This is a genomic window from Exiguobacterium antarcticum DSM 14480 (assembly GCF_000685865.1).
Lineage (GTDB): Bacteria > Bacillota > Bacilli > Exiguobacteriales > Exiguobacteriaceae > Exiguobacterium_A > Exiguobacterium_A antarcticum.
On record NZ_JMKS01000003.1, the window covers coordinates 1,717,682 to 1,740,923 of the forward strand.

General features: G+C 38.9%; 21 protein-coding genes. 10 read left to right on the forward strand and 11 right to left on the reverse strand.

Going from position 1 to position 23,242, the window contains the following annotated elements; all coding sequences use genetic code 11:
- Positions 1-75: 75 nt before the first annotated feature.
- Together P404_RS0109765 and P404_RS0109770 are read right to left on the reverse strand one after the other, a co-directional pair.
- Positions 76-372 carry a hypothetical protein gene (locus P404_RS0109765; protein ID WP_026830628.1) on the reverse strand — a complete coding sequence of 99 codons (297 nt, stop codon included), beginning with the start codon at positions 370-372 and terminating at the stop codon, positions 76-78.
- Positions 369-953, reverse strand: coding sequence for a DEAD/DEAH box helicase family protein (locus P404_RS0109770; RefSeq protein WP_026830629.1), 585 nt, complete (start codon positions 951-953; stop codon positions 369-371). The genes P404_RS0109765 and P404_RS0109770 overlap by 4 nt, the downstream gene beginning before the upstream one ends.
- A gap of 136 nt (positions 954-1,089) precedes the next feature.
- On the opposite strand from P404_RS0109770, the gene P404_RS17485 reads away from it, so the two are divergent.
- Entirely contained in the window at positions 1,090-1,614 is a 525-nt protein-coding gene (locus P404_RS17485; RefSeq protein ID WP_034774153.1) for an NUMOD4 domain-containing protein, read from the forward strand.
- 43 nt (positions 1,615-1,657) lie between these two features.
- Here the strand turns inward: P404_RS17485 and P404_RS0109780 are convergent, their stop codons facing one another.
- Together P404_RS0109780 and P404_RS0109785 are read right to left on the reverse strand one after the other, a co-directional pair.
- Complete coding sequence (locus P404_RS0109780; RefSeq protein WP_026830630.1) at positions 1,658-3,313, reverse strand: methyl-accepting chemotaxis protein; 1,656 nt, start codon at positions 3,311-3,313, stop codon at positions 1,658-1,660.
- 117 nt (positions 3,314-3,430) lie between these two features.
- Positions 3,431-3,619, reverse strand: a complete 189-nt coding sequence (locus P404_RS0109785; RefSeq protein WP_026830631.1) for a hypothetical protein — start codon at positions 3,617-3,619, stop codon at positions 3,431-3,433.
- A 160-nt stretch (positions 3,620-3,779) separates the two neighbouring features.
- Between P404_RS0109785 and P404_RS0109790 the strand changes: the two genes are divergently transcribed.
- Positions 3,780-4,865, forward strand: a complete 1,086-nt coding sequence (locus P404_RS0109790; protein WP_026830632.1) for a GGDEF domain-containing protein — start codon at positions 3,780-3,782, stop codon at positions 4,863-4,865.
- Positions 4,866-4,922: 57 nt separating this feature from the next.
- Here the strand turns inward: P404_RS0109790 and P404_RS0109795 are convergent, their stop codons facing one another.
- From P404_RS0109795 to P404_RS0109820, 6 genes are all read right to left on the reverse strand, one after another.
- Positions 4,923-5,894 (reverse strand): DNA/RNA non-specific endonuclease, encoded by a 972-nt coding sequence (locus P404_RS0109795; RefSeq protein WP_026830633.1) that lies wholly within the window; start codon positions 5,892-5,894, stop codon positions 4,923-4,925.
- Positions 5,895-6,136: 242 nt separating this feature from the next.
- Positions 6,137-6,547, reverse strand: coding sequence for an NUDIX hydrolase (locus P404_RS0109800; protein WP_026830634.1), 411 nt, complete (start codon positions 6,545-6,547; stop codon positions 6,137-6,139).
- A gap of 11 nt (positions 6,548-6,558) precedes the next feature.
- Entirely contained in the window at positions 6,559-7,203 is a 645-nt protein-coding gene (locus P404_RS0109805) for a Type 1 glutamine amidotransferase-like domain-containing protein (RefSeq protein ID WP_026830635.1), read from the reverse strand.
- 17 nt (positions 7,204-7,220) lie between these two features.
- Positions 7,221-7,730, reverse strand: a complete 510-nt coding sequence (locus P404_RS0109810) for a permease (protein WP_026830636.1) — start codon at positions 7,728-7,730, stop codon at positions 7,221-7,223.
- Positions 7,727-8,209: a hypothetical protein gene (locus P404_RS0109815; RefSeq protein WP_026830637.1), complete on the reverse strand. Its 483-nt coding sequence runs from the start codon at positions 8,207-8,209 to the stop codon at positions 7,727-7,729. The genes P404_RS0109810 and P404_RS0109815 overlap by 4 nt, the downstream gene beginning before the upstream one ends.
- The gene (locus P404_RS0109820; protein WP_026830638.1) at positions 8,202-8,540 is read right to left on the reverse strand and encodes a PadR family transcriptional regulator; all 339 of its coding nucleotides are present in this window, start codon (positions 8,538-8,540) and stop codon (positions 8,202-8,204) included. The genes P404_RS0109815 and P404_RS0109820 overlap by 8 nt, the downstream gene beginning before the upstream one ends.
- Positions 8,541-8,739: 199 nt before the next feature.
- On the opposite strand from P404_RS0109820, the gene P404_RS0109825 reads away from it, so the two are divergent.
- The 3 genes from P404_RS0109825 to P404_RS0109835 are packed head-to-tail and all read left to right on the forward strand — an operon-like array spanning position 8,740 to position 9,778.
- Positions 8,740-9,117: a hypothetical protein gene (locus P404_RS0109825; protein WP_026830639.1), complete on the forward strand. Its 378-nt coding sequence runs from the start codon at positions 8,740-8,742 to the stop codon at positions 9,115-9,117.
- Positions 9,114-9,497: a hypothetical protein gene (locus P404_RS0109830; protein ID WP_026830640.1), complete on the forward strand. Its 384-nt coding sequence runs from the start codon at positions 9,114-9,116 to the stop codon at positions 9,495-9,497. Before P404_RS0109825 ends, P404_RS0109830 begins: the two co-directional genes overlap by 4 nt.
- A 14-nt stretch (positions 9,498-9,511) precedes the next feature.
- On the forward strand, positions 9,512-9,778 hold the full coding sequence (locus P404_RS0109835) for a hypothetical protein (protein WP_034774156.1): 267 nt from the start codon (positions 9,512-9,514) through the stop codon (positions 9,776-9,778).
- Positions 9,779-9,813: 35 nt separating this feature from the next.
- Here the strand turns inward: P404_RS0109835 and P404_RS0109840 are convergent, their stop codons facing one another.
- On the reverse strand, positions 9,814-10,200 hold the full coding sequence (locus P404_RS0109840) for a RidA family protein (protein WP_026830642.1): 387 nt from the start codon (positions 10,198-10,200) through the stop codon (positions 9,814-9,816).
- A 152-nt stretch (positions 10,201-10,352) separates the two neighbouring features.
- Between P404_RS0109840 and P404_RS0109845 the strand changes: the two genes are divergently transcribed.
- The 5 genes from P404_RS0109845 (at position 10,353) to P404_RS0109865 (ending at position 23,241) form a co-directional block, all read left to right on the forward strand.
- Positions 10,353-12,089 (forward strand): hypothetical protein, encoded by a 1,737-nt coding sequence (locus P404_RS0109845; protein ID WP_026830643.1) that lies wholly within the window; start codon positions 10,353-10,355, stop codon positions 12,087-12,089.
- 33 nt (positions 12,090-12,122) lie between these two features.
- On the forward strand, positions 12,123-13,742 hold the full coding sequence (locus P404_RS0109850) for a hypothetical protein (RefSeq protein WP_026830644.1): 1,620 nt from the start codon (positions 12,123-12,125) through the stop codon (positions 13,740-13,742).
- A 29-nt stretch (positions 13,743-13,771) separates the two neighbouring features.
- Complete coding sequence (locus P404_RS0109855; RefSeq protein ID WP_026830645.1) at positions 13,772-18,967, forward strand: FtsK/SpoIIIE domain-containing protein; 5,196 nt, start codon at positions 13,772-13,774, stop codon at positions 18,965-18,967.
- A 63-nt stretch (positions 18,968-19,030) separates the two neighbouring features.
- Positions 19,031-19,897, forward strand: a complete 867-nt coding sequence (locus tag P404_RS0109860; protein WP_026830646.1) for a DUF4007 family protein — start codon at positions 19,031-19,033, stop codon at positions 19,895-19,897.
- Positions 19,894-23,241 (forward strand): hypothetical protein, encoded by a 3,348-nt coding sequence (locus P404_RS0109865; RefSeq protein WP_026830647.1) that lies wholly within the window; start codon positions 19,894-19,896, stop codon positions 23,239-23,241. The genes P404_RS0109860 and P404_RS0109865 overlap by 4 nt, the downstream gene beginning before the upstream one ends.
- Position 23,242: the final 1 nt, after the last annotated feature.

Consider the following 23,242-nt stretch of genomic DNA (forward strand, 5'->3'; position numbering starts at 1 on the left):
TTCTTTTGAATAAACAAAAATAAAACCGTCTCTTCAGAAAACGTGCTTCTGAAGAGACGGTTTTTCGTGTCCGGATTACGGTTCTGAGATGCCGTTTGCGAGTAACAGCAAAAAGGTGATGACGGATAACGATAGTAAAAAGGCAATGTTCGCCAAGATGCTAAACCATTTGACGTAGCTGTTCTCCGATCGAAGCCCAAGCACCAGCGAAACGATATACCCGATTCCGACCAAGATGTTGAGACCGATCGGCACCCACAGGCTGAGATTCGGGAAAAACCGTCCGCTCAGTAAATAGGACGTCAACATATTAAACAGCAGCAAACCGAGCGTCAAGAAGACCGGAAAATACGTCTGCTTGGATTGATTCATCGTTCGACCAGATTCGTCGACCAGTTAAAGTGTCGGCAAATCGTCTCGGCACTTTCGCCGGCCGAACGCCCCTCGGTATCAAGGCGGAGATAGTTGGGATACGGCAGTTCCCCTGGAAGCGAATGCGTCCGGTACTGTTCGGCGGTTTCAAGCAAGTTGGCTTCCGACGCGGCGATGTCCCGTTTCGTGAACTTATGGAGTAAACGGTTCTCAGTCTGGTTCCGGGCCAGACGGGTGGACATTTCAGCTTCCAGTTCAACGATGAAGACTTCGGCACCGGCCTCTTCAAACAGTTGAACGGTCTCTTCGATGAATTCGATGCCGCCGTCTTCGACGCCAAACAAGCATAAAAACGTAAAAATGACGCCTTCGAGATCACTGACCGCCATTTCCTTGAACATTTCCCGCCGGATCAAGTCCTTCAGCTTATGATGCGCCGGTTTCGTGAAATCAAAATACGGATGCAACAAGTCGATCGTCTGATGGTTATGGAATAATTTCATGCCCGTTTTTTGTTCGAGTTCCTGACCAATCGTCATTTTGCCGACCGCTTGCGGACCGAGTAACATAACAAACTTCATCCTGACACCTCTTCCTTTTTTTGTTAATACTAGCACAGAAAAACGGAGTGTTCACATTAGAACGTTTGTTCGCAAAATGGTATAATGACAGTAGGAAGTGTTGTCGTTTTAGGACCGAATGGAGGTCATTGATTATATGGAACATTGGAAGGCAGTACAGGGCTATGCAGGCATGTATCAAGTCTCAACATCAGGGAACGTCCGGTCGCTCGACCGGACCATCGAGACGAGTCGTGGTGTCAAACAACGGCGGCAAGGTGTTGTGTTGCGCCCACGGATCAATCAAGAAGGTTACCGGAAAGTGACGTTGTACAAACAAGGACGCGGGGAACGGTTTTATGTCGCCGAGCTTGTCGCCAAAGCGTTTCTCGATTCCGAGGCCACGCACGACCGGATTATCCGGGCGGACGGTGATCGTGTAAACGATCAGATCGATAATCTGACCGTCAAACCGTCGACGACTCAAGCGTATGCATCGCTCCTCGACGAGTTCGACCTGTTATTGACGCAACACATCGAATTGTCGCCGCGGCAGATCCGGGACATTCGGCGTCGCTATCAAACCGGGCTTTCGATTCGCCGGTTGGCGTTGACCTATCAGGTGACGGAAAATCGGATTCGCAACATCATCGATAAGAAGGAAGCCCAGTATATTAGTTAAACAACAAACAGACCCTGTGCTGAGGCACGGGGTCTGTTTGTCTTTAATGGGACGGACCAACAATCGTCCGGTTGAGGGACTCGATTTGTTCCCCGATGATGTGACCATGTGACTTTAGTTCACGTTGTCGTTCGCTGTTCGCTTGAATATTGGTTTCAAGAGCCTGACTGTAGGTAGTCAATTCCAGCAAAATCGTCTGAATCAGCTGGAAATGTTCCCGGATTCGCGGTTGCAACGAATGGACCAGTGTCCGGTCCGTCTCGACCTGAACGAGTGAGGCTTCAATCAGTTGGGCATTATGCAGAACGGAAACCATCTGTCGAGTGCTTTGTTCAAGCTGTTTGTGGGTCGTCTCGATTTGTGTCGTCATCTGCAAGACATCTTGTTCGATCTGCCCGATGCTGGCCGTCAAATCGCGATTGGCTTGATTGATCTGATCGATGCTCCGTTTGATATCGAGCGCAAGCGACTCGACTTCTTTGGCGACGATGACGAAACCGCGGCCTTCTTCGCCGGCGCGGGTTGCTTCGATCAAGGCGTTGAGCGATAAGCGTCGTGTCGCTTCCGCTACTTGTTGGATGTAACGGATCGATGCGTTCATTTGCTGATTGCGTACCGTTGCGTCTTCAAGCGAGTGTGACGTCTTCGACGACAAAGTTTGCAGCAACGTCGTATCTTGTTGCAACGACTCAAGGATTTGATGACTGGACGTTGCTGCGTCATTAAAGGTGATGACCCGTTGGTGACTGGTCTGAATCGATTGATCCATCGTCGCGAGTGCATCGATCGAGGTCGTAAGGGATCGGCTCGATTCTTCGACAATCTGCTCCATCTGAGTCGACTGGTCCGTCAAAGACGTCGCCACCTGATGAACGGCAAGGACGGATGCATCAATCGAGTCGAGCTGTGCGGAAAAACCGGGTTGCGTCGCTTCGAGTCGTTCGCTCGCAATCGCGATTTCTTGCGTTAAGGTTCCGACTTGCTGCATCAGTTGATTGTATTGATGGGTCAGTTGCTGTAATTCAAAGGTCGTCGAGTGGATCTGGATCGGTTGATAGGTTCGTCTCGCATAGGCCTCCTCGATTTTTAACGAGAGGACGGACAAGGGCGCCAGTTGTTTTTTGATACGGGCGCGGATCAACAGGCTGACGAAACACAGGACGATGATTCCGAGCACACCGAGTTTCAAGGCGAGTGCTTTAGCAGGCGCGACCAATCGTGCTTGATCGACCGATAAAAACAACACATCATTGACTTCTGGAATCGACATGGCGAGAACGAATCGATCGTTACTCGTAAACGTCATCACGCGTGTTTTCTTCAATTGTTGCGTGACGTCTTTTTTCTGTTTCGTCGTCAACGCTAACGGCTGGATGGCTACGTTTTTTGTCGCTAACGACTGGATGGCCGCATCATAGTCGTCGCGTGCCATATCTGCGAGTTGCTGATTCTTCAAACGTTTGATGGCGCGTGTCCGCTCCTGTTCGTCTTCCGGATAGGCTAAGTAGATCGAACGGATATTGGCATCAAGCATCGTCATCTCCCGTTCGAGCCGTTCACTGACGGACTTCGTCGAGGTCCGGTATAACTCTTCGACGCTTAGTGCGCTGATCACTAAGAGTCCCGCCGCGACGATCGGGATCAACCAGTTATTCAATTGCTGGGCGAGCAGTCTTTTTTTCTCTGTAGGTTGCTTCATCAGTCTCATCTCCTCCATTCTTCCTATCGGAAAGTGAAGGGGTAGATTGTATGAAGAAACCGTAGTGTTCTTGTAAAGGTTTGCTACACAAAAAAAGACATCCGAGGATGTCTGGTGTCAGCTTGCATGTGGTAAGTACGACGAGACGAAACTTGTTGTCATCATCTGTAACACCTGCCGGGCTTCTTCTTTTGGCTCGGACGTGACATAGATGATCAAAGCGGCAACGACGATGACAAAAACTACAATGGCGAGAATGATAAAGAACGGCATCTTACTCTTACGTTTTTCTTCTTTCATGTCCATTATAATAATCCCCCTTATCCAAAATAGGCAAAGCCTGTATGGAATGTTTCCCTCATCAAAAAAATGGAAACCTCTGGCATGGTCAAAACAGGAAGTAAACGATCCGATAAAGAACTATACAGAGTAGGGAGTTTGTCAGACGAAGGGATGTCCGTATATCATGTTGAGTCAGTTTAATCAGTTTCTGTTGAATTTTTCATTGTTGATTACATCACTCTTGTTTGCCTTTTTACCGCTCCGGCACATCAAACGGATTTCACCGACGTCTCCGATTCGGATTCGGCTGATTGTTGGGGTGATTGCCGGTTTGATCAGTATATTACTTGTCCTGAACAGCGTCACCTATGACGGGGCAAAAGTTGATTTACGACTCGTCGCCCTCGTGACCGCCTTTTATTACGGAGGGTGGGTCAGTGGTGGTATCACGATGGTCGCAATCATTGGGGCACGTTTCATCATCACACCACCGGGCGCCTATGAAGGGTTGATTTTAACGGCTCTGATTTGTAGTGCTTTACTCGTCACGGCGAGCGTTTACCGTCGCTTTGCGTCCCATACGCTCAAAGACTATTTGATTTTGATTGTGATTGGGATCGGTTATAGCCTACCGGCACTCTATTTATTAACAGAAACATTCACTCGGTTTCTCGAAATTTCACTCGTCTATATCATCTTCATTCTCCTTGGAGGCTATGTCACGTATCGTTTCCTACAGGAGCTACGGAAACATTTCCAGTTCGTTCAGATGCAACAGGAGCTTGCCTTGACGGACGGTCTGACGAATCTTGCGAACCGGCGTAAACTCGACGAGACCCTTGCGTCTTATGACAAAGATGGTTTTGCCTTTTCCGTCTTGATCGTCGACATCGACTTTTTTAAGTCGGTCAATGATACATATGGCCATGACGGGGGTGACGTCGTCTTACGTCAATTGAGTCATCTGCTCGAACACTGTTGTCCGGATCAGGCGATGGTCGGTCGTTACGGTGGGGAAGAGTTTGTCTTGTTATTGCCGGATATTACGCTCAAAGAAGCCGTCCGGCTCGGTGAAACGATTCGCTCGGCGTGTGCGGATCAACATTTCGTCTTTAGCACGTATCCGGCATTCCATGTCACGTTATCAATCGGGGCGGCCTCGTCGGATCAAGGCGAGACATCGTTTGAAGTCGTCCAAAAGGCAGATCAGTCCCTTTATCAAGCGAAACAGACGGGACGGAACAAGGTCGTCGGCTACAGCGAAGAATAACCCAACACAAACAGGCGGGCTCCGAGGAGTCCGCCTGTTTCATGTTGCACGTAAAAATTATTCGCCGACCATCCCGTCCTGGTCATTGTCCCGCATGTGAGAGTACAGCCAATGATCATCCGTAATCGGCATGCGGAAACCGGCATCTTTCGCTTCTTGGATCGTGACTTGTCCGTTGCCGTCGGTATCGACAGTTGAGACATCACCCGTGTCCGGAGCAGGTGCCGTTTCAACAGCAGCTTCTGCTGTCTTATCCTCGTTTTCTGTCAACCCGAGTGCGGCATTGACTTCATCCGGATTCACATTGTCGAAATCATCGACGATGACATTGCCCTTTAACGTATACGTGTACTGATAATGAGACGGAATTTGCGTCTTGGTATCGGGGTAGGTGATGATCGCCTCAAAATCCGTCACGTCACCGGCTTGGCGGATGCTGTTCTCCATATAGGCTTGATCGCCGTAGCGGTTGAGTGTGCTGTCTTGCGGCGTGATGTTGTAGGCGTTCGAGACACCACCGAGTGAATCGGCAATGATGTGTCCCTCGTCTAATTGAGCATCTTCGACACCTGGGACTTTTGCTTCGTCCGAATAGTAACGGCCGGATGACGTCATCTCCTCTGAATCATGTTGTAAGGTGATTTCTTTGGCGACGACTTTGACGAGTTGGGCGTGTTCGTTCGTAAACGCCCAGTACTTGCGGTCGCCGAAACCGATATCAACGACGACGTTTGGCTCCCGGTTTCCCGACAGATCACCGCCGTCGACATTGATCTGTTTGTAACCGGAGAACAAGGCTTTATTCGAAGCGGGGACTGTTGGTTCTGCGGATTTTGTGTCAGCCTTCTTTGAGGGAGCGGAGTCTTCCGGCTCCGTTTCTTTTTGAACAGGTTCAGCCTTTTCGGGTGCTTCCTTCTGGACAGTCTGTTGCTCGACTTTCGGCTCTTGCGAAGCCGGTTCTTCCGTCGCGCATCCGGTTAACAGAAGAGCGGCCAGTGGCAAAGTGAAATATGTAAGTGTGTGTTTCATGGTTCGACTCCTTTTCCGTGACGTACTCGTTCATTCTAGGAATCTTTACGTTCGAATACAAGGTGATTTTAAATAATTAACCAAATTAAATATATGATGGGAGCCATTTCAACAAAAATAACGACTTTTTAAAATACAGCGGTAAAAGAAATGGAGTGTACACCAAAAAAAACACGCCACTAAAAGTGACGTGTCCGAATAGATGTCGTCCGGTGTTGGATTCATATAAGGCAGACATGTCTTTAAGATGAAACCAGTTGCGGGAAAATCTGATGCCGTTCAAAATCAGCGAGGATATTCGGTGCAATCTGTTGGCGGAATGTCGATTCATCTGCCCACAGATAATCGTCGTGCTCGTCGGATAGTTCGACAGCACCGCTTGTTGCCGTGCAGAAATAGACGAGCAGGATGACTTGCCTGTCAGGATGCGTCATCAGACTCGAAGCATACGCAATGCGGTCGACGGTGACCGTCAATCCGGTCTCTTCGCAGATTTCCCGGATCAGACTGTCTTCCGGCAACTCACCGAAATCGATTTTTCCGCCCGGGCATTCCCACGTTCCGCCCCCGGAGTCGGCAGCAGCACGCTGAACGATTAAGATTCGGTTGTCGTATTGCACGATGCCTTTGACGGCTGTTACGATCGTTGTCATATGATTTCCTCCTATTGGTTGAGAAGGACAGCTTCTCGTCCTTCCTGTTGCATCAGCCGACCATTCTTCAGATAAATGCCGCTTCGTTCCGGTAAACCGTAGCCGGATGTACTGCTTGTTGAAAGGAACGCTTGCCGTAAGTTCGTTTCTTCCTGCCACGTATCGTAATGGACGGAAATTACAGCGTCCGCTAACAGTCCGAGACCCTTCAGAACTAAGGCTTGACCGTTCCGTTGGTCAATCGCGGGAATCCTACACTCGTCCGGCATCAATAAGGCACCGGCTGAAAATCCGGCGACGGGAACACCGTGCTGAAACCGTTCTTGAATGATGGTGCCGATCGGTGTGCCGACGATGAACTGTTGATACCGTTCCGTTTCCCCGCCCGAGATGATGATCCCGGAACTTCCGGCTAACTGTTCGAGTTGTTCAGGTGTCGGACGCGCAGACAACGGAAAGTGGAAGAAATCTGTCGCACCATTTGCCGTTAATACATCCGTATAGGTCGGGGCATAAGCGTCCCAGTTTGAGCCGGGACGCGGTACATACAGTAAGGCAACCGGTCCCGATTGGTCGAGACAAGAGACGAATTGTTGGAAAAGCATTGGAGTGAACGGCGGACCGCCGCCAAAGAGAAACAGTTGTTGATCTCTCATGAAAAAACCTCCTCTGTTTAAAATGATTTCATCTGCAAAGCGGTCTGATACCGTTCAAAAAGTTGGGCCGTCATGAAAAAGAACAGCAGACCGAATCCGATGTGAAGCGCGGTATAGACAAGACCAAACGAAGAGATTTCATACAGCAGGACCGGCAACTTGACCGTCGTAAACGCTCCGAGGAAAAAGACGACATACCGGACGCTGGCCCCTTTTTCAAGCAGAAGGACAGCGACGGGAAAAGCGACATAGAGCGGACCGGCTGCGATGGCAGCCAGTAATAAGACATACAAATACCCTTGAGCCCCTGCATCTGGTCCCATGTATTTTAGCAAGGTGTCTTTTTTGATCCATTGATCAAGTAGACCGACCAGTACCAAAATCGGTGGCAACAGAAGCAGCATATCGAGCAGACTGTTAAAACTGAGCCGGGCGGCATGCTGACCGCGTACCGGATCAACGAGCAGAAGTCCGAGCAGGAGGACGGACATCGTGAGGAAGAAGCCGTATGTTTTGATGTGTTTCATCCAAGCACCTCCATGACAAGTAACGAAAAGAACAGACACATTAAAAGGGCGGACAGGTTGCGCACGTAAGCAAACCGTTTGCCAAACAGGCGGCTCTCTAACGGGATCGTCATGATTCCGACGGCCATCAGTGAAGCCATTAAAGCCGAGACTTGTGCCAGTCCGGCACCGTTCTCAAGCAAGGTCGCTCCGAGCGGGAAGACGACAAAGCTCGGAATCAGAGCAATCGCCCCGATGACGAGTGACAGTGCGATACCAAGAAATCCGGCATCCTGTCCGAGTAAGACTGAAATTTGGGAAGGCGACAGAATCGATAACGACAAACCGACGAACAACAGAATGGCCAGAAGATCCGGCAACAGGTTCGTAAAGATTTTCCAGGCTTTCGCAAACGCCGCCTGTGTCTTTTGTTTGTCTTTGTAGAAGGAAAAACTGGATAGAAGAAGCACCAGTCCATACAGCACGATGCTGTTACCCATCGGATTTCACCTGTTTTGCATAATGCGTCTGGAAATACAGCAGATTTTGCAGTTTTTGTTCGATGTCCTCATGAAAGCGGTCGAGCTGTGCCCGACCGGACGATGTTATCTGATACATTTTCACCATCTTGTTTTGAGGAGACGTCGTGACGATGGAGGTGACAAAACCTTCTTCTTCAAGCTTTTTGAGTGTCCGGTAGAGAATCGCACTATCAATCGGATTAAACGGCAATTCCTGCTCGCAGCGTTGGAGCAGATCCCCGCCATAGGTGGGACCTTTCGCAAGGAATAAGAGTAAAAAAGCGCCTGTATGGCGACCGGTATGTTTCAACGTAAATCCCTCCTGATCCATCATGATTTATGACTGTTATTAACACTTAACTGTTATTAACAGTATAGAATCAGAAAGATGAAAAAGCAACTGCCGATTGGAAATAAGTGCATCATCAGAACCTAATCATTTTTTGAGATAGGTAGAAAACGGAAAATGAATTATACTGGAAATAACAGGAGTGAACGAGGAAGGGCAGATGAAAATGAGCGACACTCCAATCCATCAATTCCGCTACCGGGAATCCGGTATGGGAGAAGAACAAGTATTTACGTGGACGGCGGCGACCGAGGAATTACGACTGGAAGAGGGGGCAGGAGAAGAAACGATCGTTCTCTTGTCCCGACGGCAACAGCAGGAGCTGACACGACGTTTAGAGAAAGCCGGTGTCATCGACTGGCAAGCGCAATACACGACGGAATGGCTGATTCTCGACGGGACATATTGGGAAATCAGCTGGACCGGATTAGAGAGAAAAGGAGCGTCTCAGGGCAGTAACGCCTATCCGGATGGCTGGGAATTGCTTCGGGATTGGCTGTACCGTCAGTTCGAAAGGGACGTGGGGGAGTTTGGATGAAGAAGTGGTGGATCGGGTTAGCTGTCTTAGCAGGCTATTGTATTCCATTCGTCTACCTGGCGTTACTCGAAGACTTCAAGACAGGGACATTACTTGGTTATGTGCTGTTACTCGCCGGATTCACGGTTCTCGCTTTCACCGGTCAACGATGGGTTCATCTGCTGTTTGTGATGACCGGTAATGTTCTGTCTTACTTCGTCTCCATTTATTTTGCAGGTCAAACAGATGCCTATGGCTTTGACGGCTATTTCAAACCGTTGACGGCGGAACAACTGATTTTGTTCGTCAGTCTCTTGATGCTGATTCCACAATTGATTGCGATAGTGGTGGCGATGTCACTGGAAGCGAAACAGCGGACGAAGGAACACATGACGGAATGAAGGGAGGTAGCCGAATGAATGAAAGCAGTAAAGCACTTTTAGAAGCCATCATCGACATCTTAGGGACAGGACGACAACTGGATTTGACGGAGCTTTACCAGCGTGTACGAGAGCGGAGTGATTTGGATCTTTCACGTTTTTCGACGGAAGCGGGATTAGAAGCACGAATTCGAAAATTGATTTATCTCCATGCGAGTGAGTGTGAACTATATGAAGGGACGCAGGATTTATTCTACAGTGAGACCGGCAAAGGGACAGGACATTGGGGATTACGCAGATAAAAAACACGCCACCAAACGTGACGTGTTCCAAGTCATTAGACTAACCCTAAAATCTCAACCTCGACCAAAGCACCTTTCGGCAACTCTTTGACGGCGATACAGGATCGGGCCGGGAAATGGTTGTGCGGAGCAAAGTAGTCCGAGTAGATGTCATTAAATGCAGCAAAATGATCCATGCTCGTTAAGTAACACGTCGTTTTGACGACACGGTCCGGTGTCAGACCGGTTTCTTTTAAGATGGCATCAACATTTTTCATAACCTGCTCCGTCTGCTCCGTAATGCCACCAGCGACCATTTCACCCGTCGCGGGATTGATCGGAATTTGACCCGATGCGTATAACGTACCGTTAGCGATAAAGCCTTGTGAATAAGGACCAATCGCAGCAGGTGCGTTGGTTGTTTCGATTTTGAGAAAATTCATAAAAAGACCCTCCATATAAATTTTATTAATATAAATCAATATTACTATAATTACAAAAAAATAATCTCACAATATGAATAAAAACCCATAAATGATATAATTTATAAGGTAGGTTATTACAATTGACATCAATAGTTTAAGGAGACTTTATAATGCAAAACCAAATCAATCCTTTTGTTTCTTTTATGCATCAATATGATCTTACAACAGCAGACTATTCAAAGATATTTGATGAACATACAAAAAAAATTGAGTACAGTATCGATACTAATATTAACAAAAAAATTATCGAAGAACTTTCAACACAGCCACGCTCTATTATCATAACAGGAAACGCAGGAGATGGAAAAACTAGGATTTGCAGGAACGTATACGATCAATTAGTAGAAGATGAATTTCAAGGATGGCCTGAATCTGGTATTAAAGAAATTGTATATAACAACTACAGAATTCGAATAATAAAAGATTTATCAGAATTGAGAAATGAAGTAATTGTTGAGGAATTAAAAAAATTACAAGATACACTCGAAAATAATTTTTCCAATGTATATTTCCTTATTGCGGCTAACGAAGGGAAATTAACGCATACTCTTGTAAAATATCCTGAATTAAATAAATTAAAAAGTATCGTTATTCCTCAATTTATATCAAACAATAAGGAATTAGAAGCTACGAAAGAAATAAAAGTTTATAACTTGTTGTACGCCTCATCGTCGATTTATGCTGAAAAAATAGTAGAAGGATGGAATGAAGAACAGAACTGGAGTATTTGTAGTGACTGTTCTAGTAGAAATAAATGCATCATAAATAGCAATCATTTAGCTTTGAGTGATAAAACAACGAAAAATCGAATGATGCGCATGTATAAATCTTTGGATATGAATGGTAAGCATATGACAATGCGAGAGCTACTCATTCACTTAGCCTACACACAAACAGGTGGAATGTCTTGTAAAGATATACATGAAGCTTCTAATAGTGAATCAATTCAAGCACTAGCAAAAAAATCGTACTATGAGAATTTTTTCGGTAATAATCTAAGACCAGAAGTTTTTGAGGAAATTGGTGGTATTCAAGAATTTAAATCGTTAGATCCTGGATATATTTCAGACTCTTTAATTGATGACTTTTTACTTAATGGTGACTTAAGTAGTAATGAACAAATAAAAGACACACATCACACTTTGTTTGGTAAGGATATTGATGTTGAGAACGGCGCTTATTACGAAGATGTAAAGATGTATCGTTCAAATATACATGGTGATAATGTGAACGGTATTGAACTAATGAATAAGTGGTTTCCAAGGTTAAGAAGAAAATATTACTTTGAATCTCAAGACAATAAAAAGGTTGAAAAACTAATCCCCTATCGGCATCGATATGATTTCATAAGCATTCTTCATAGAGGAAGAATTGAACATATTATAAAGATTAAGCTTGTCGATGGATTAAATACATTCTTCGCAAAAAGAATGGTATATTCTCCCTCTCATCAGCTGTATGTATCTTCGGATAGTTTATTAGTTCATCAAATTATTGGACTAGATCAAGTTGAATTTCATATTCAAGGTAAAAATGAAACAATAGATCAAACAGGTACAACGTTAACTTTGAAAGTACAAGGCATAGAATTAGCTATTAATTTAGTAACGTTTGAGTATTTAATGCGCTTGAGTAACGGAGGCATGTTAAACGTTCTAAGAGAACACGTAGAGATATTACTTAATAGTTTTCGAAATAGATTGATTTCGCTAAAAAAACAGGACGAGAATATTTTACAAATTTTAAAGTTCGATCGTATTCAAGGAGCATTCGTATTAGAGACAATTGAAATTTGTGATGGTAGGGACTCTGTTGTAGATATTGAACCTGAAGATGATGATTTTTAAATCTAAGCAAAAGTAATTGAAAGGGTGTTATATATGCAAGAAGAAAGTGCAAAATTTTCTAGCAAGATTGGTGCTGAAATATGGGGACATCGGTTTAAAGATGGTCAGCGTGGACCAGAGTATACTTTAGAGTTTTTAAATGTGTTTGCTGGAACAGGTTTTAGTTTAGAAAAGAAGTATTATGATCGAAGAAAAATGATTGAATTTCGTCAGTTTGTTTATGAAGGAGAGAAAGAAGGCGCGAAAGGTCATATTGCAATTTTCGAAGAAAAGAAAAAAGATGTAATTCGAAAGAAACTTGGAGTAAGCGAAAAACAATTAGAGGATTTACAGGTGTTCTTTAAAAATTTAACTATACCTCTAATGACACCGATGGGAAAACCAGTTGATCGCTCTTGGTACGCTCAAACGATGTATCCTCTCCACGAATCTTTGCTTTTTTCTGAAGTTCGTGTAAATAGAGATAAAGGTAATTTGAAAAATTTAACAATTAATTATGAGCGTAATTTTTTTGCTCGTGGTGGAGAACTGTACTTTTTAATGTTGCATTACGGAACATTAAATAATCCTGAATTAAGAATTAATATCGAGAAAAACATGAAAACTCTATTATCTAGTTCTAGTGGAGTAATTGCTGTCATTAATCAAATTAACGAAGCATTTAGTGAGTATAGTACTGGAGATCAGCCTGCACCACTAATCAAAGATGAAGAGTTATCAACTGTCATTACTAGTTGGGAAAGTAGTGAATACCCAACATTACCAAATACAGATTTAGCATTGTATAAAGAATTTGCAGAAGAACTTAATGCACTGCTCATGCTAAATATTGATATTTATGAAATGTTTGATATTTTAACTTCGCTCATAACATTCCAACTTCATCGTTATATGATTTTTCAATCAGAACAAATTATTGGTGAAACGAGCAATTATTTCATTGATTGCTTAGAAGGTCAAAATAAATCAATTAAATTTTTAGCACAAGATTCTTATCGGATTCACGAAACTATAGTAAGAGAAGCCTATAAAACTTTTGTAGAAGACCGAGTAGAAGAAATATTCTCTGAAGTCAAAGCGGAAGAAAAAATTTATTCGTGGAGAAATAGCCTTGATAGCTCCGAAAAAGATAAAGTGAAGGGCTATTCTGGATTTTTTAACGAATTAAATTTTACTAGTCTTCAAGCAGCCAAAAAGAAAAAACTTATAGAGGCATTAGAGACTGAAGATATTAATAACGCTAAAAAGTTACTTAGATTACGTATCGTAGAACTTTATATGGAGGATTTATCGAAAACACAAGTTCCTATTATGAAAACTTTAGCTCGTGATGGTCAGTTCATCGTTTCTGGAAAAGGATCTAAAGCCCGATATGTACTACATGATAATGTCTTAAGTGCTTTAGTGTATGCAACACTTAATGGTCAGAATAATTTACCGTATGATGATTTTTTGAATGAATTATTCCAAAAATATCGCATTATTATTGGAGAAAATGCTGCCAAAAATTCTGGGTTATATTCAAAAGAAGGAATCAATCTAACTCATTTTAGAAGTAATGAGAAGAAAATGAGACAAAAATTAAAACAAAATGGGCTTCTCCAAGAATACTCAGATGCAACAGCACTAGTTACAAACCCTTATTTTAATTAATTCAAAGTACTGGGAGGGAGCATTAAGAAATGATTGCAAGAATTACTCAAAAAGAAAAAATAATAGGCAGCTGGATTGCACAACACTTACTTAATTATCTTAAAGATCATAAAAATAAAAATGCTGAAAAAGTATTAGTAAAAATAGAAGGAATTAATGAAGAATACTTTCCAGCCATTTTGAACGCTCTATTAGAAAATCAAGCTCAACTCAAAAGCTTTTATGAACCATTGATACGAACTATAAAACAAATTGATGGTTATGATTCCTTTGTTTTAAATGAAAATGAAAATGGAGTATGGTTGCGAAATAATGTAAAAACGAATGAAGCATTAATTTTATTAATGAATGAACGAACACCAGAAGCTCAAAGCTTAAAAGATATTGTTTCTATTGATGAAACACAGCTACTATCATCAGATGGTTTTTTCAGTTTAGATCAATCTCTTCAAGAAAGAGGATATTTAGAACCACATCAGATAAAAGATTTACTCAAACTAATTGGAGCATATCAACATAGAGGAGAACTAGATTTACAACTTTCGATGCTTATTGCATATATTGAAAGTGTGTTACAAGAGAAAGAAACATCTAATGATACATTTAAAGTGATTTTAGGGAAATCTTTACCTCATTTTCGATTATTTAAAGACGAGCATTTAAAGTTTGAGTCGTTAGAGGGACTTCGTAATCAGCTTAGAAAAAACTTTTTATTAAGTCACCTAAGAAAAACTTTAGTAAATTATTTAGATCCAGAAAAATTGATTAAAAATGTGGATAATTTCATTGGTAATGAAGAAAAAAATAATTTTTCAAGTGAAGTTTGGAAAAACTTTAATAACGATAAAATATTATTTTTAGAAAAAACAATGGAGTTTGTTGAAAGACGAAATAATGATCTTTTAAGTCTAGTTTCTTACAATGATGCAGAACGAATTTTTGGTTTTAAAGTGTCTAATTCTTTAAAAGATAAATTGAATAATACAAGAGATATAATTCTAGACAATTTTGCAGAAAAAATTAGAGAAGCAAATAATATTGAAGAAGAGAACCAGTTAAAACAAGAAAAAATGGAAGCAGAAAGTCGCTTTGATCGCGGTGTTGAAGCCGTAAATAGTAAAAATGATATTGAGGCGATTCGAGAATTTCGAGAAGAATATGAACAAGAACTTGAAAAAGAAAATATATTAAAAAAAATTATCAATCTTGAAAATAAGCTTGAAAATCCATCTGAGTATATTGATATTTTTGAAGCGATTTTATCTGAAAGCTTAGTGATGTTAGAGGAAATAGAACATGAAGAATTCAATGGTAATCTTTCCTTTGAAATTTCAATTGATCAAAACATAGAAGTTTCTGAAGAACAAGCTAGATTCTTTAATTTCCATCTGAAATCTTTATCAATGCTATCTTCAAACGTAATTGTTCTTTCTGAATTGAAAAGTTCCAATGAAGCATCAAAAGAGATTGATGTAATTCCTGTTAAATTAAGACTCTTAAAAAATGAAAATTCGATATCGAAATCTATCGTTAAAGTCGATGCTAGTAGAACGTTAATTGAGACGAGTTTCTCAAAGTTTATTAATCAAATTCAAAACGGATTTTTACAGTCTATTGTTACGAAAAAGGGTACGCCAGTTGAAGAAGATTTTAATGAGTATTTGAATGAACAACAAAATTATACTTTGATGTCTGATAAAAGATTGTTAGAACCCATCGAGCAATTTAAAAAATACAATACAGAATACACTAGTATTCTTAAATCTATTATCGACGAAAATAGAGGAATAACTACTGAAGATTTAAATCGAGTAGCTGCCCTTAGCGAATCATTTTTAAAGTGTTCTGATCATGATGTAGATAGTGTTAGGAAAATATACTCACTTCTGAATGAAATTGGAACAATAAAGATTTTTGAAACTAAAAATGTTAAACAAGCAGAAGTTGAACGGAAAATAGTATCTGTGTTCAATCCTATTAGATTTATTGCTTATGGATTTAAACTTATTCATTTTGGAAATTTACTCTCTAATATTTCTGATACATCGGAACAACGTAATAAAATCCAAGATGTAGAAGATTTAAAGCAGTACAAAGAGTATCTAAGAGGATCGTTTACTAACTTAGCACCATCTTATTACGTATCTAGGGATGGTAATCATCTATTTGCACAAGATGAACTATACGGTCAGGGAACGTATATCGAGGGTGGAGAAGTTGAGAGTGTTTCCTCCCAAGCAACTTCCTTTGCGAAAGAAATTGAAAAAGTTACAAACGATTATGTTCGAGTTTATCCATATGCTGCGGATTGTTTAGATATTTTATTCTTATATGTTACAAATTTAGAGTTTGTAAAAAAGAGTGTGGAACAAATTTTGAAAAATGATAGTTTAAAAAAGCTGAATATAACAATTCACAGTCCTGCGAGAGCTGCAATGCTTTATGATGAGATAAATCGATGGATTCAATCGCAAGAAGAGTACATTAACGCTGTGGATTCGTTTGGTGAATTTCCTAGATTAGAAATCAATGTATTACCATTTAGCGATCCTAAAACACTTGAGGAAAAGCTAGATACATCCATGCTAGACTTTGATTTAGCAGTGTTTATTGATTATTTCGGTCAAAGTGACAACTTAAAAATTCCACATCAATTTTACTCGGAAAGCTACAAAGAATGTGAGCTTACAGATAAAAATTGGGTCTTTTATGAGAATCGTGAATTTAAAGCTGTCAAAGAAGGTACTCGATTAATCAACTATGTTTCACCTAACCAACCAAAGTTGATGCAACAATTTTATAATATGCAAGCGATTTTAAAAGACGGATTAGTCATCGAACCTAACAAGATTGGTCTATTAAAAGGTAGATTATCTGTAACGCGTACAGAAACAAATACACTATACAAACTTGCACATGAAAAGTTTAATTGGGTTGTCACTTACGATAGATTTATGGATCCTTTATTAATGAAACAAGTAGCCGAAGGGTCGAATATTATTCGTTATCATGTAAATCGATTAGGAAAAGAAGAAATTAAAGTTCTTGTTTCTTCTTCAGACTCAATTAGAAGATCTTCAAAAGTGGATATGGAAGTCAATTATTATCGTGATCGTCTCCATAGTAGATTAAAAGATCAGTTGAAAGTTAGTAGTATAGATATACAACAGGTTGATAAAGCTCTTAAAGTTGTAAAAGAATTATCCGGTGGTCTAGTGCTAAGAGCATTAGGACCCGGGAAATTTGTTAACGAGTTTTTATCAGTATATTTAACTGTTTTACAGGATAGAAAGTCTGATAATACTGTAGTTTTATGGGATATGTGTGATGAATTAGAGTGGTTTAGAACCCGGCAAAAACGTCCGGATTTATTAAAAACAACTATTCAATATTCTCCGGAATCAGAAACGTATAATGTTAAATTTGATTTAATAGAATTAAAGCTTATACAGGAAGAAAGTTATGTTAGTGAAGTAACTGACGCTAAAGTTCAATTAATATCCGGTGAGAAAACGTTGAAAAAATTCTTTAGAAGATTTGATTCGACACTCGAAAGAAATCTATATTTAAATTCATTTTTGCTTCATTTAGAAGATAAGCGTGCATATGAAGAATTTGAATTAGCGATACTACATGAATTAAGAAATAACGAAAACATTCAAATCAATTTTGAATTCACAAAGTCAATTTATGCTTATATTCATAATAAAAATATTGAATTTGAAGGTCGTTCGGAACTTTCACCTGGACATTATTACGAAAGAGAAGACGAAAATGAAATAGCAGTAAATACTTTTACTAGATCATACATTTTATCTGAAATGAATGTTCCTGATCATGAAGTAAATAATGAACTGCAGGACGAAGAAGTATTATTAGAACAGGTTGCTATAACTGATGATAGTGAATACTTTAATCACTATACACAAATAGATAATAGTAATTTTATTTTGACTGAAATACCGAAGGACAAAGTTATAGAGGAAAGCGACTTACAGAATCAAAGTGAATCGAATATAAAAAATGAAATACGAGATATCGAAGTAGTTAAAGATATTGAGGAATCTCAATACCCAGAAGATCACGCATTAAAGAACGTTCAAGCTCCACAAACAGAATCATTTGATGAAGCACTGAAAAAACAAGGGGATAGTTACGCAGACACTCTACAGACTAAACTTAGAATAAACAATGTTCAGTTTACAGTAGAACGAACTATCGTAGGTGCTAGTGTCATTCGTATTATTGGTAGAATTCCGTCGGATCAAAGTATTACAGCAGTTGAAAAGAAGGCTAAAGATATGCCTTTATGGCTGCATATCGATTCGCCACCAACTATTTTTAGTGATCGAAATGGTATCAATATAGACATTAATCGTAATGATCCTGATACAATTTTCTTTTCACAGTTTATGAAGTACGTTCGAAGAGATATCACAGAAACAGAACTGAAAAATGGTTTTCTTGTTCCTATTGGACTAAATCCTTTAAATGAAGTGATGTCAGTTGATTTTAACGGTACAGAACCTCATATGTTAGTCGCTGGATCAACAGGAAGTGGAAAAAGCGTAAGTTTGAATTCCATTGTCATGTCTATGATGTGTCTATACACACCCGAAGAATTGAAGTTCGTATTTATAGATCCAAAACAAGTTGAATTCTCTATGTTTGAAGATGTTCAGCATACTGATAAAGTATTATTAGATTTAATGGATTCTGCTGATTATTTAGATGTTATGATTATGGAAATGGAAAATCGATATAGTAAATTTAAAGATTCTTATGCAAAAAATCTGAAAGAATATAATGAAGCGCTAATTGAAGAAAATAAATCATCAGAAGTTTTACCTCGTATTGTTATTGTTTTTGATGAATTTGCTGACTTCATGATGCAGGATAAAGAATTTGCACAACGCATCGAAACTGCAATTAAAAGGATTGGTCAAAAAGGACGAGCTGCGGGAATTCATATGATAGTTTGTACACAATCACCCAAGGCGGAGATTATTAGTACTACTATTAAAAATAATTTACTAGCACGCTTAGGATTAAAAGTCACAGACGCAGTTGCATCGAATGTTGTATTAGATACAAGTGGTGCAGAAAATTTAGCAGGAAAAGGTGATTATCTTTTAAAGAAAGATAGAGAACCAGTTAGAGGGAAAAGTCCTTATTTAGAGCCACAATCTTTACGAGCTTTAATGAGGTTCTTTAAAAATAACTAAACTTACAAAGTAGCCAAGAGTAATCTGGCTACTTTGCTTTGTTAAAATTAAGGTGGGTTACGAATGGGTTTTGGACAGCATCAAAGTTTTTACTTACGTCCGCAATGGCTGTATAAAGGATTAAATGAAATTAAAAGCGATGCTCGCTTTTTTTATAATGACACTCATTTTGAACAACTAGGGTTAGGAAAAAATATGGCGAAATCAGCGAAGTACTGGTTGTTCTCAACAGGTCTCATGGAAGAGAAAAGACAATCAGGAAAAACAGAACATCACCTTACTTCTTTGGGAGAACTAGTTGATAAACATGATAAATATATTCAACATCCTGTTACAAAAAGTATTCTGCATTATACTTTAGCCTCTGATCCAAAAATCGCAACAAGTTGGTATTGGTTTTTTAATGTATTTAGAGAATCGATTTTCGATAAAGCGATACTAATAGAAACGTTAGAAACTTGGGTCAGTCATACGCTAGAAAAATCAGTGTCTGCTAATTCACTAAAAAGAGATATCGATTGTCTCATTCAGATGTATAGCCCAAATAATCTTTCATCTACTCCTGAAGACGTTATCAAAAGTCCGTTCGAAGAGTTAGGGTTGATAAGTAATACAGTTAAAGGTACTTATAAAAAAACACCACTGGATACGGTATTTAAGTTTGAAGTACTTTATATCACTTTTTTGATTTATACAGAAAGAAATGAACTCAATGAAGTGAGTCTTGATGAATTAATAGAGGGTGAGAATCTATGGGGGAAAATTTTTAATCTTTCAAGATCTGAAATTGTCAACTGTCTAGAGGAGATGCAAAAAAGATATCCAATAATTTTTACTAGAACGAACCGTCTCGATGTAGTTAGGGTTACTGATAAAACTAGTTACTTAGATTATATGGAACGATTTTTTGAAAATGAGGTAGTGCTATGAAAAAGTTTCAACCTAGTATTAATGTAGTGTACGACACAGGGAAGTCCGAACTGTTTGATATGTTTGTTCCTAACAATGATCAGTTAGAAATTATGGAGAATATAATATCAAGTCTGTCCAAAAAAAGCTTAGTCAATTCTCATCTTATGATTGGTCCATATGGAGCAGGAAAGTCAATGGTTGGGGCAATTACCGCCTCGTTAATAACGGCAAGAAAAAACAGTAAAGATGTAAAATCGTTCTTATACAATGTGAGCGGTTTGAACAATGATTTATCGGATAAAATTAAAAATAATTTATATGAGAATAGTATCAAGTGGATTCCGATTACAATTACAGGTAAAAATGGACGGATTGACGAAATTATTTTAGAAGCTATTCAGTTGAAATTAAAGTCAGAAGGAATTGTTTTATCTCTTAAAGGAGATAGTGAGCAAATTCTTCAAATGATTGAACTGTGGAATAATGACTATAAAGATACGTATTTGAAATTAGTAAATTTATGTACATCTTTTGGATGTACTATAGAGGAATTGATTCAAGGAATTACTATAAATGATGAAAGATTTATAGTGGAATTTAAAAAAATGTATGGGACTTTGACTTCTGGAGCTACATATATTTCAGAATCAAAAGCATCATTTGTTGAAAAAATTCAACACCTAACTAATCAATTATCTATAAAGAAAATGGGGCTTTTTATTATTTATGATGAGTTTGGGAGGTTTCTTCAAGGTGTAAATCAATCGTTGATTTTTCAAACCATGCAAGATTTACAAGATATCGCTGAATTTGCAAATAGATCTTCGAACTTAGGCTTACTCTTTATTACTCATACAGGTCTTCGACAGTATTCAACAGAGAGTAATAACTTATCTAAAGAGGAATTAGAAAGAGTTGAAAAAAGATTTGAATCGCATCGGCTAGATAGTGATCCTTCTTTATTTTATAGAACAGCATTTAAAATACTTGAGATTGTTAAAGAAGATAATACAGCAAACTTATTTTTGTTAAACGATATAGAAAGAATAAAAAACGATTTAAAAAAGTATAATCTTTTTCCAGATATGGAAGTATCTGAAGTTGAGAACTTTATTTTAGAGAAGTGCCAGCCTATACATCCATTAACAATTAGATTATTACCTATTCTTTCGAATATGCTAGGACAAAACGATCGAACATTATATACATTTTTATCTCAATTTGATGAGACTAGTCTAGAGACTGATTGGTATTATGCGGATCAGTTATTTAATTATTTTTATCCAGATGAATCTTCATTTTATCTAATTGATGATTTAAAGTACTATCGACTATCAATGAGTTACCAAATATCAAACGAAGCAAAAAGACTGGTAAAGTTAATGACTTTATTGAATATATCTAATAAGCCTTTTAAACTTTCTGTAGATTTTTTATCCTTTTCACTAGGTAGCAATGAGATGAAAATACGCGAAAGCATAGAAGAACTGAAAAAAATAAAGATTATAAGATACAATCCGCTAGCTTCATCATATGAGTTATATAGTGGATCTATACTCTCTTTAGAATTCCTAATAGAAGAATATCGTTCTAAAACAGTTATAAATGATGGAACTAGAATTAAATTTTTAAATGATTTTTTACCTAACAAATATTTTCTACCTCATGAGTATAATAGCGTTAAAAGTATGACCCGTTTTGTGGAATCCCAATTTGCCTGGGGAAACGTTTTAAATTTAGATACCCCTATCGGTGATGGAATGATACTATATATGATCTATAAAAATGATCAAGAATTAAAAAATATCCAGGACTTCGCAATAAATCCTGAAAGAAAAGATATCTTAGTTTGCATTACGAAGTTAAACACTAAAGATTTAATTATTAAATTAGATGAATTTATGATCTTAGATCTTCTATTAAATACTTCAGAACTAATGCAACAAGATGAGAATTTAGAAGCGGAAATTTTGATTCATTTAGAGAATATAAGATTTGAAATCGAAAAACTTTTACGACCAATTAGGCATTTTGAGAAAGATAATTTAACTTGGTATATCAATAATGATGTTGTCAAAATCGATTCAAAGAATTCACTCGAAAAGAAAATTTCAAATTGGATGTTCGAGAGATTCCCAGCAACGCCGGAAATTAGAAATGAAGGGTTCAACAAAAAGAATGTTACATCCATTCAAAAGAAAGCTGCTAAAAGTATCTTGTCTCAATTACTTTCACCTACATTTTCAGGTAGTTTTGATATTCAAGGATTTGGTCCGGATTATTTAATTTATGCAACTATGTTTAAAAATACAGGAATTGATACAAATAATCTAAGTCAAATAGCTGATGATAATCTGCTGAAATTAAGGTACGATTTACTCTCGTATCTCAAACAGAATAGAAGAGGGAAAATTGTTGGTTTATACGATTTATTGAGACATGAACCCTATGGCATTAGAGAACCACTAATACCACTATTACTAATAGCTCTATTAAAAGACGCTTGGCATCAGATGGCGTTTTATTCAAATGATTTTTATATCCATGAATTGAATGCAGATATGCTATATGAAATTTTAGAGTTAAGAGCAGATTTTTATGAATACGAACTATATGAATTATCTTCAGCAAATTTAAATCTACTCAAAGATTTAAATACTACTTTCTTTGATGGTACTTTATCAGAACAGCCTGTAATCATTTTTACAGAGCTAACCCGATGGTTACGGAACTTGCCAAGGTATACTCAAGTAACTGACCAATTAACTAATGCTGAAAATCAATTCAAAGAAATTATTCGACATAGTGAAACCGACCCACTAGCATCGATTACTAATCTAGCAAAAATTATTGAAGATAGTCGTGATTTAAAGATTTTAAAATCAGGATTAGAAAACCATTTAAGTCTTTTGATAGAACAGATTAAAGAAGAAGTTCTTCTTAAGATGGAAATCGAATCAAACGAAGACATCTATAAGTGGGCTGATAGCAATAAAGAACTTGTATTAAACAGCTCAATATTAGCTGGATTCGTTTCAGAGTACGCTCAGAATGAAGATTGGTTAGCGTATTTGATCGAAAAAATTGTCGGAGTTGCATTAAAAGATTGGTCAGATGTCACATATGATTCGTTTTGGATGAACTTCAAGCAGTTATTGGTGACTAACCAAAATCAAGATGGATTAATAAAAATAGTGACTGACAATCAAACCATTATGGAAATTAAAGAAGTCGAGCTCTCTGTTAAAGGTAAGACTATCTATAACAATGTAAGCAGAATCGTAAACGCTGGTAGTAGAACGATGTCGGATGATGAAATTCGCTTCGTTGTGTACAAGATTTTAAGTGAGTTAGAATCTTGAT

What these genes read in the sequence shown, in the direction of transcription:
- P404_RS0109850 (WP_026830644.1), top strand. Translation starts at nt 12,123, where the DNA reads ATGCAAGAAGAAAGTGCAAAATTTTCTAGCAAGATTGGTGCTGAAATA.
- P404_RS0109855 (WP_026830645.1), top strand. Translation starts at nt 13,772, where the DNA reads ATGATTGCAAGAATTACTCAAAAAGAAAAAATAATAGGCAGCTGGATT.
- P404_RS0109765 (WP_026830628.1), bottom strand. Translation starts at nt 372, where the DNA reads ATGAATCAATCCAAGCAGACGTATTTTCCGGTCTTCTTGACGCTCGGT.
- P404_RS0109785 (WP_026830631.1), bottom strand. Translation starts at nt 3,619, where the DNA reads ATGGACATGAAAGAAGAAAAACGTAAGAGTAAGATGCCGTTCTTTATC.
- P404_RS0109860 (WP_026830646.1), top strand. Translation starts at nt 19,031, where the DNA reads ATGGGTTTTGGACAGCATCAAAGTTTTTACTTACGTCCGCAATGGCTG.
- P404_RS0109810 (WP_026830636.1), bottom strand. Translation starts at nt 7,730, where the DNA reads ATGAAACACATCAAAACATACGGCTTCTTCCTCACGATGTCCGTCCTC.
- P404_RS0109770 (WP_026830629.1), bottom strand. Translation starts at nt 953, where the DNA reads ATGAAGTTTGTTATGTTACTCGGTCCGCAAGCGGTCGGCAAAATGACG.
- P404_RS17485 (WP_034774153.1), top strand. Translation starts at nt 1,090, where the DNA reads ATGGAACATTGGAAGGCAGTACAGGGCTATGCAGGCATGTATCAAGTC.
- P404_RS0109825 (WP_026830639.1), top strand. Translation starts at nt 8,740, where the DNA reads ATGAAAATGAGCGACACTCCAATCCATCAATTCCGCTACCGGGAATCC.
- P404_RS0109840 (WP_026830642.1), bottom strand. Translation starts at nt 10,200, where the DNA reads ATGAATTTTCTCAAAATCGAAACAACCAACGCACCTGCTGCGATTGGT.
- P404_RS0109795 (WP_026830633.1), bottom strand. Translation starts at nt 5,894, where the DNA reads ATGAAACACACACTTACATATTTCACTTTGCCACTGGCCGCTCTTCTG.
- P404_RS0109845 (WP_026830643.1), top strand. Translation starts at nt 10,353, where the DNA reads ATGCAAAACCAAATCAATCCTTTTGTTTCTTTTATGCATCAATATGAT.
- P404_RS0109805 (WP_026830635.1), bottom strand. Translation starts at nt 7,203, where the DNA reads ATGAGAGATCAACAACTGTTTCTCTTTGGCGGCGGTCCGCCGTTCACT.
- P404_RS0109835 (WP_034774156.1), top strand. Translation starts at nt 9,512, where the DNA reads ATGAATGAAAGCAGTAAAGCACTTTTAGAAGCCATCATCGACATCTTA.
- P404_RS0109815 (WP_026830637.1), bottom strand. Translation starts at nt 8,209, where the DNA reads ATGGGTAACAGCATCGTGCTGTATGGACTGGTGCTTCTTCTATCCAGT.
- P404_RS0109865 (WP_026830647.1), top strand. Translation starts at nt 19,894, where the DNA reads ATGAAAAAGTTTCAACCTAGTATTAATGTAGTGTACGACACAGGGAAG.
- P404_RS0109800 (WP_026830634.1), bottom strand. Translation starts at nt 6,547, where the DNA reads ATGACAACGATCGTAACAGCCGTCAAAGGCATCGTGCAATACGACAAC.
- P404_RS0109830 (WP_026830640.1), top strand. Translation starts at nt 9,114, where the DNA reads ATGAAGAAGTGGTGGATCGGGTTAGCTGTCTTAGCAGGCTATTGTATT.
- P404_RS0109780 (WP_026830630.1), bottom strand. Translation starts at nt 3,313, where the DNA reads ATGAAGCAACCTACAGAGAAAAAAAGACTGCTCGCCCAGCAATTGAAT.
- P404_RS0109790 (WP_026830632.1), top strand. Translation starts at nt 3,780, where the DNA reads ATGTTGAGTCAGTTTAATCAGTTTCTGTTGAATTTTTCATTGTTGATT.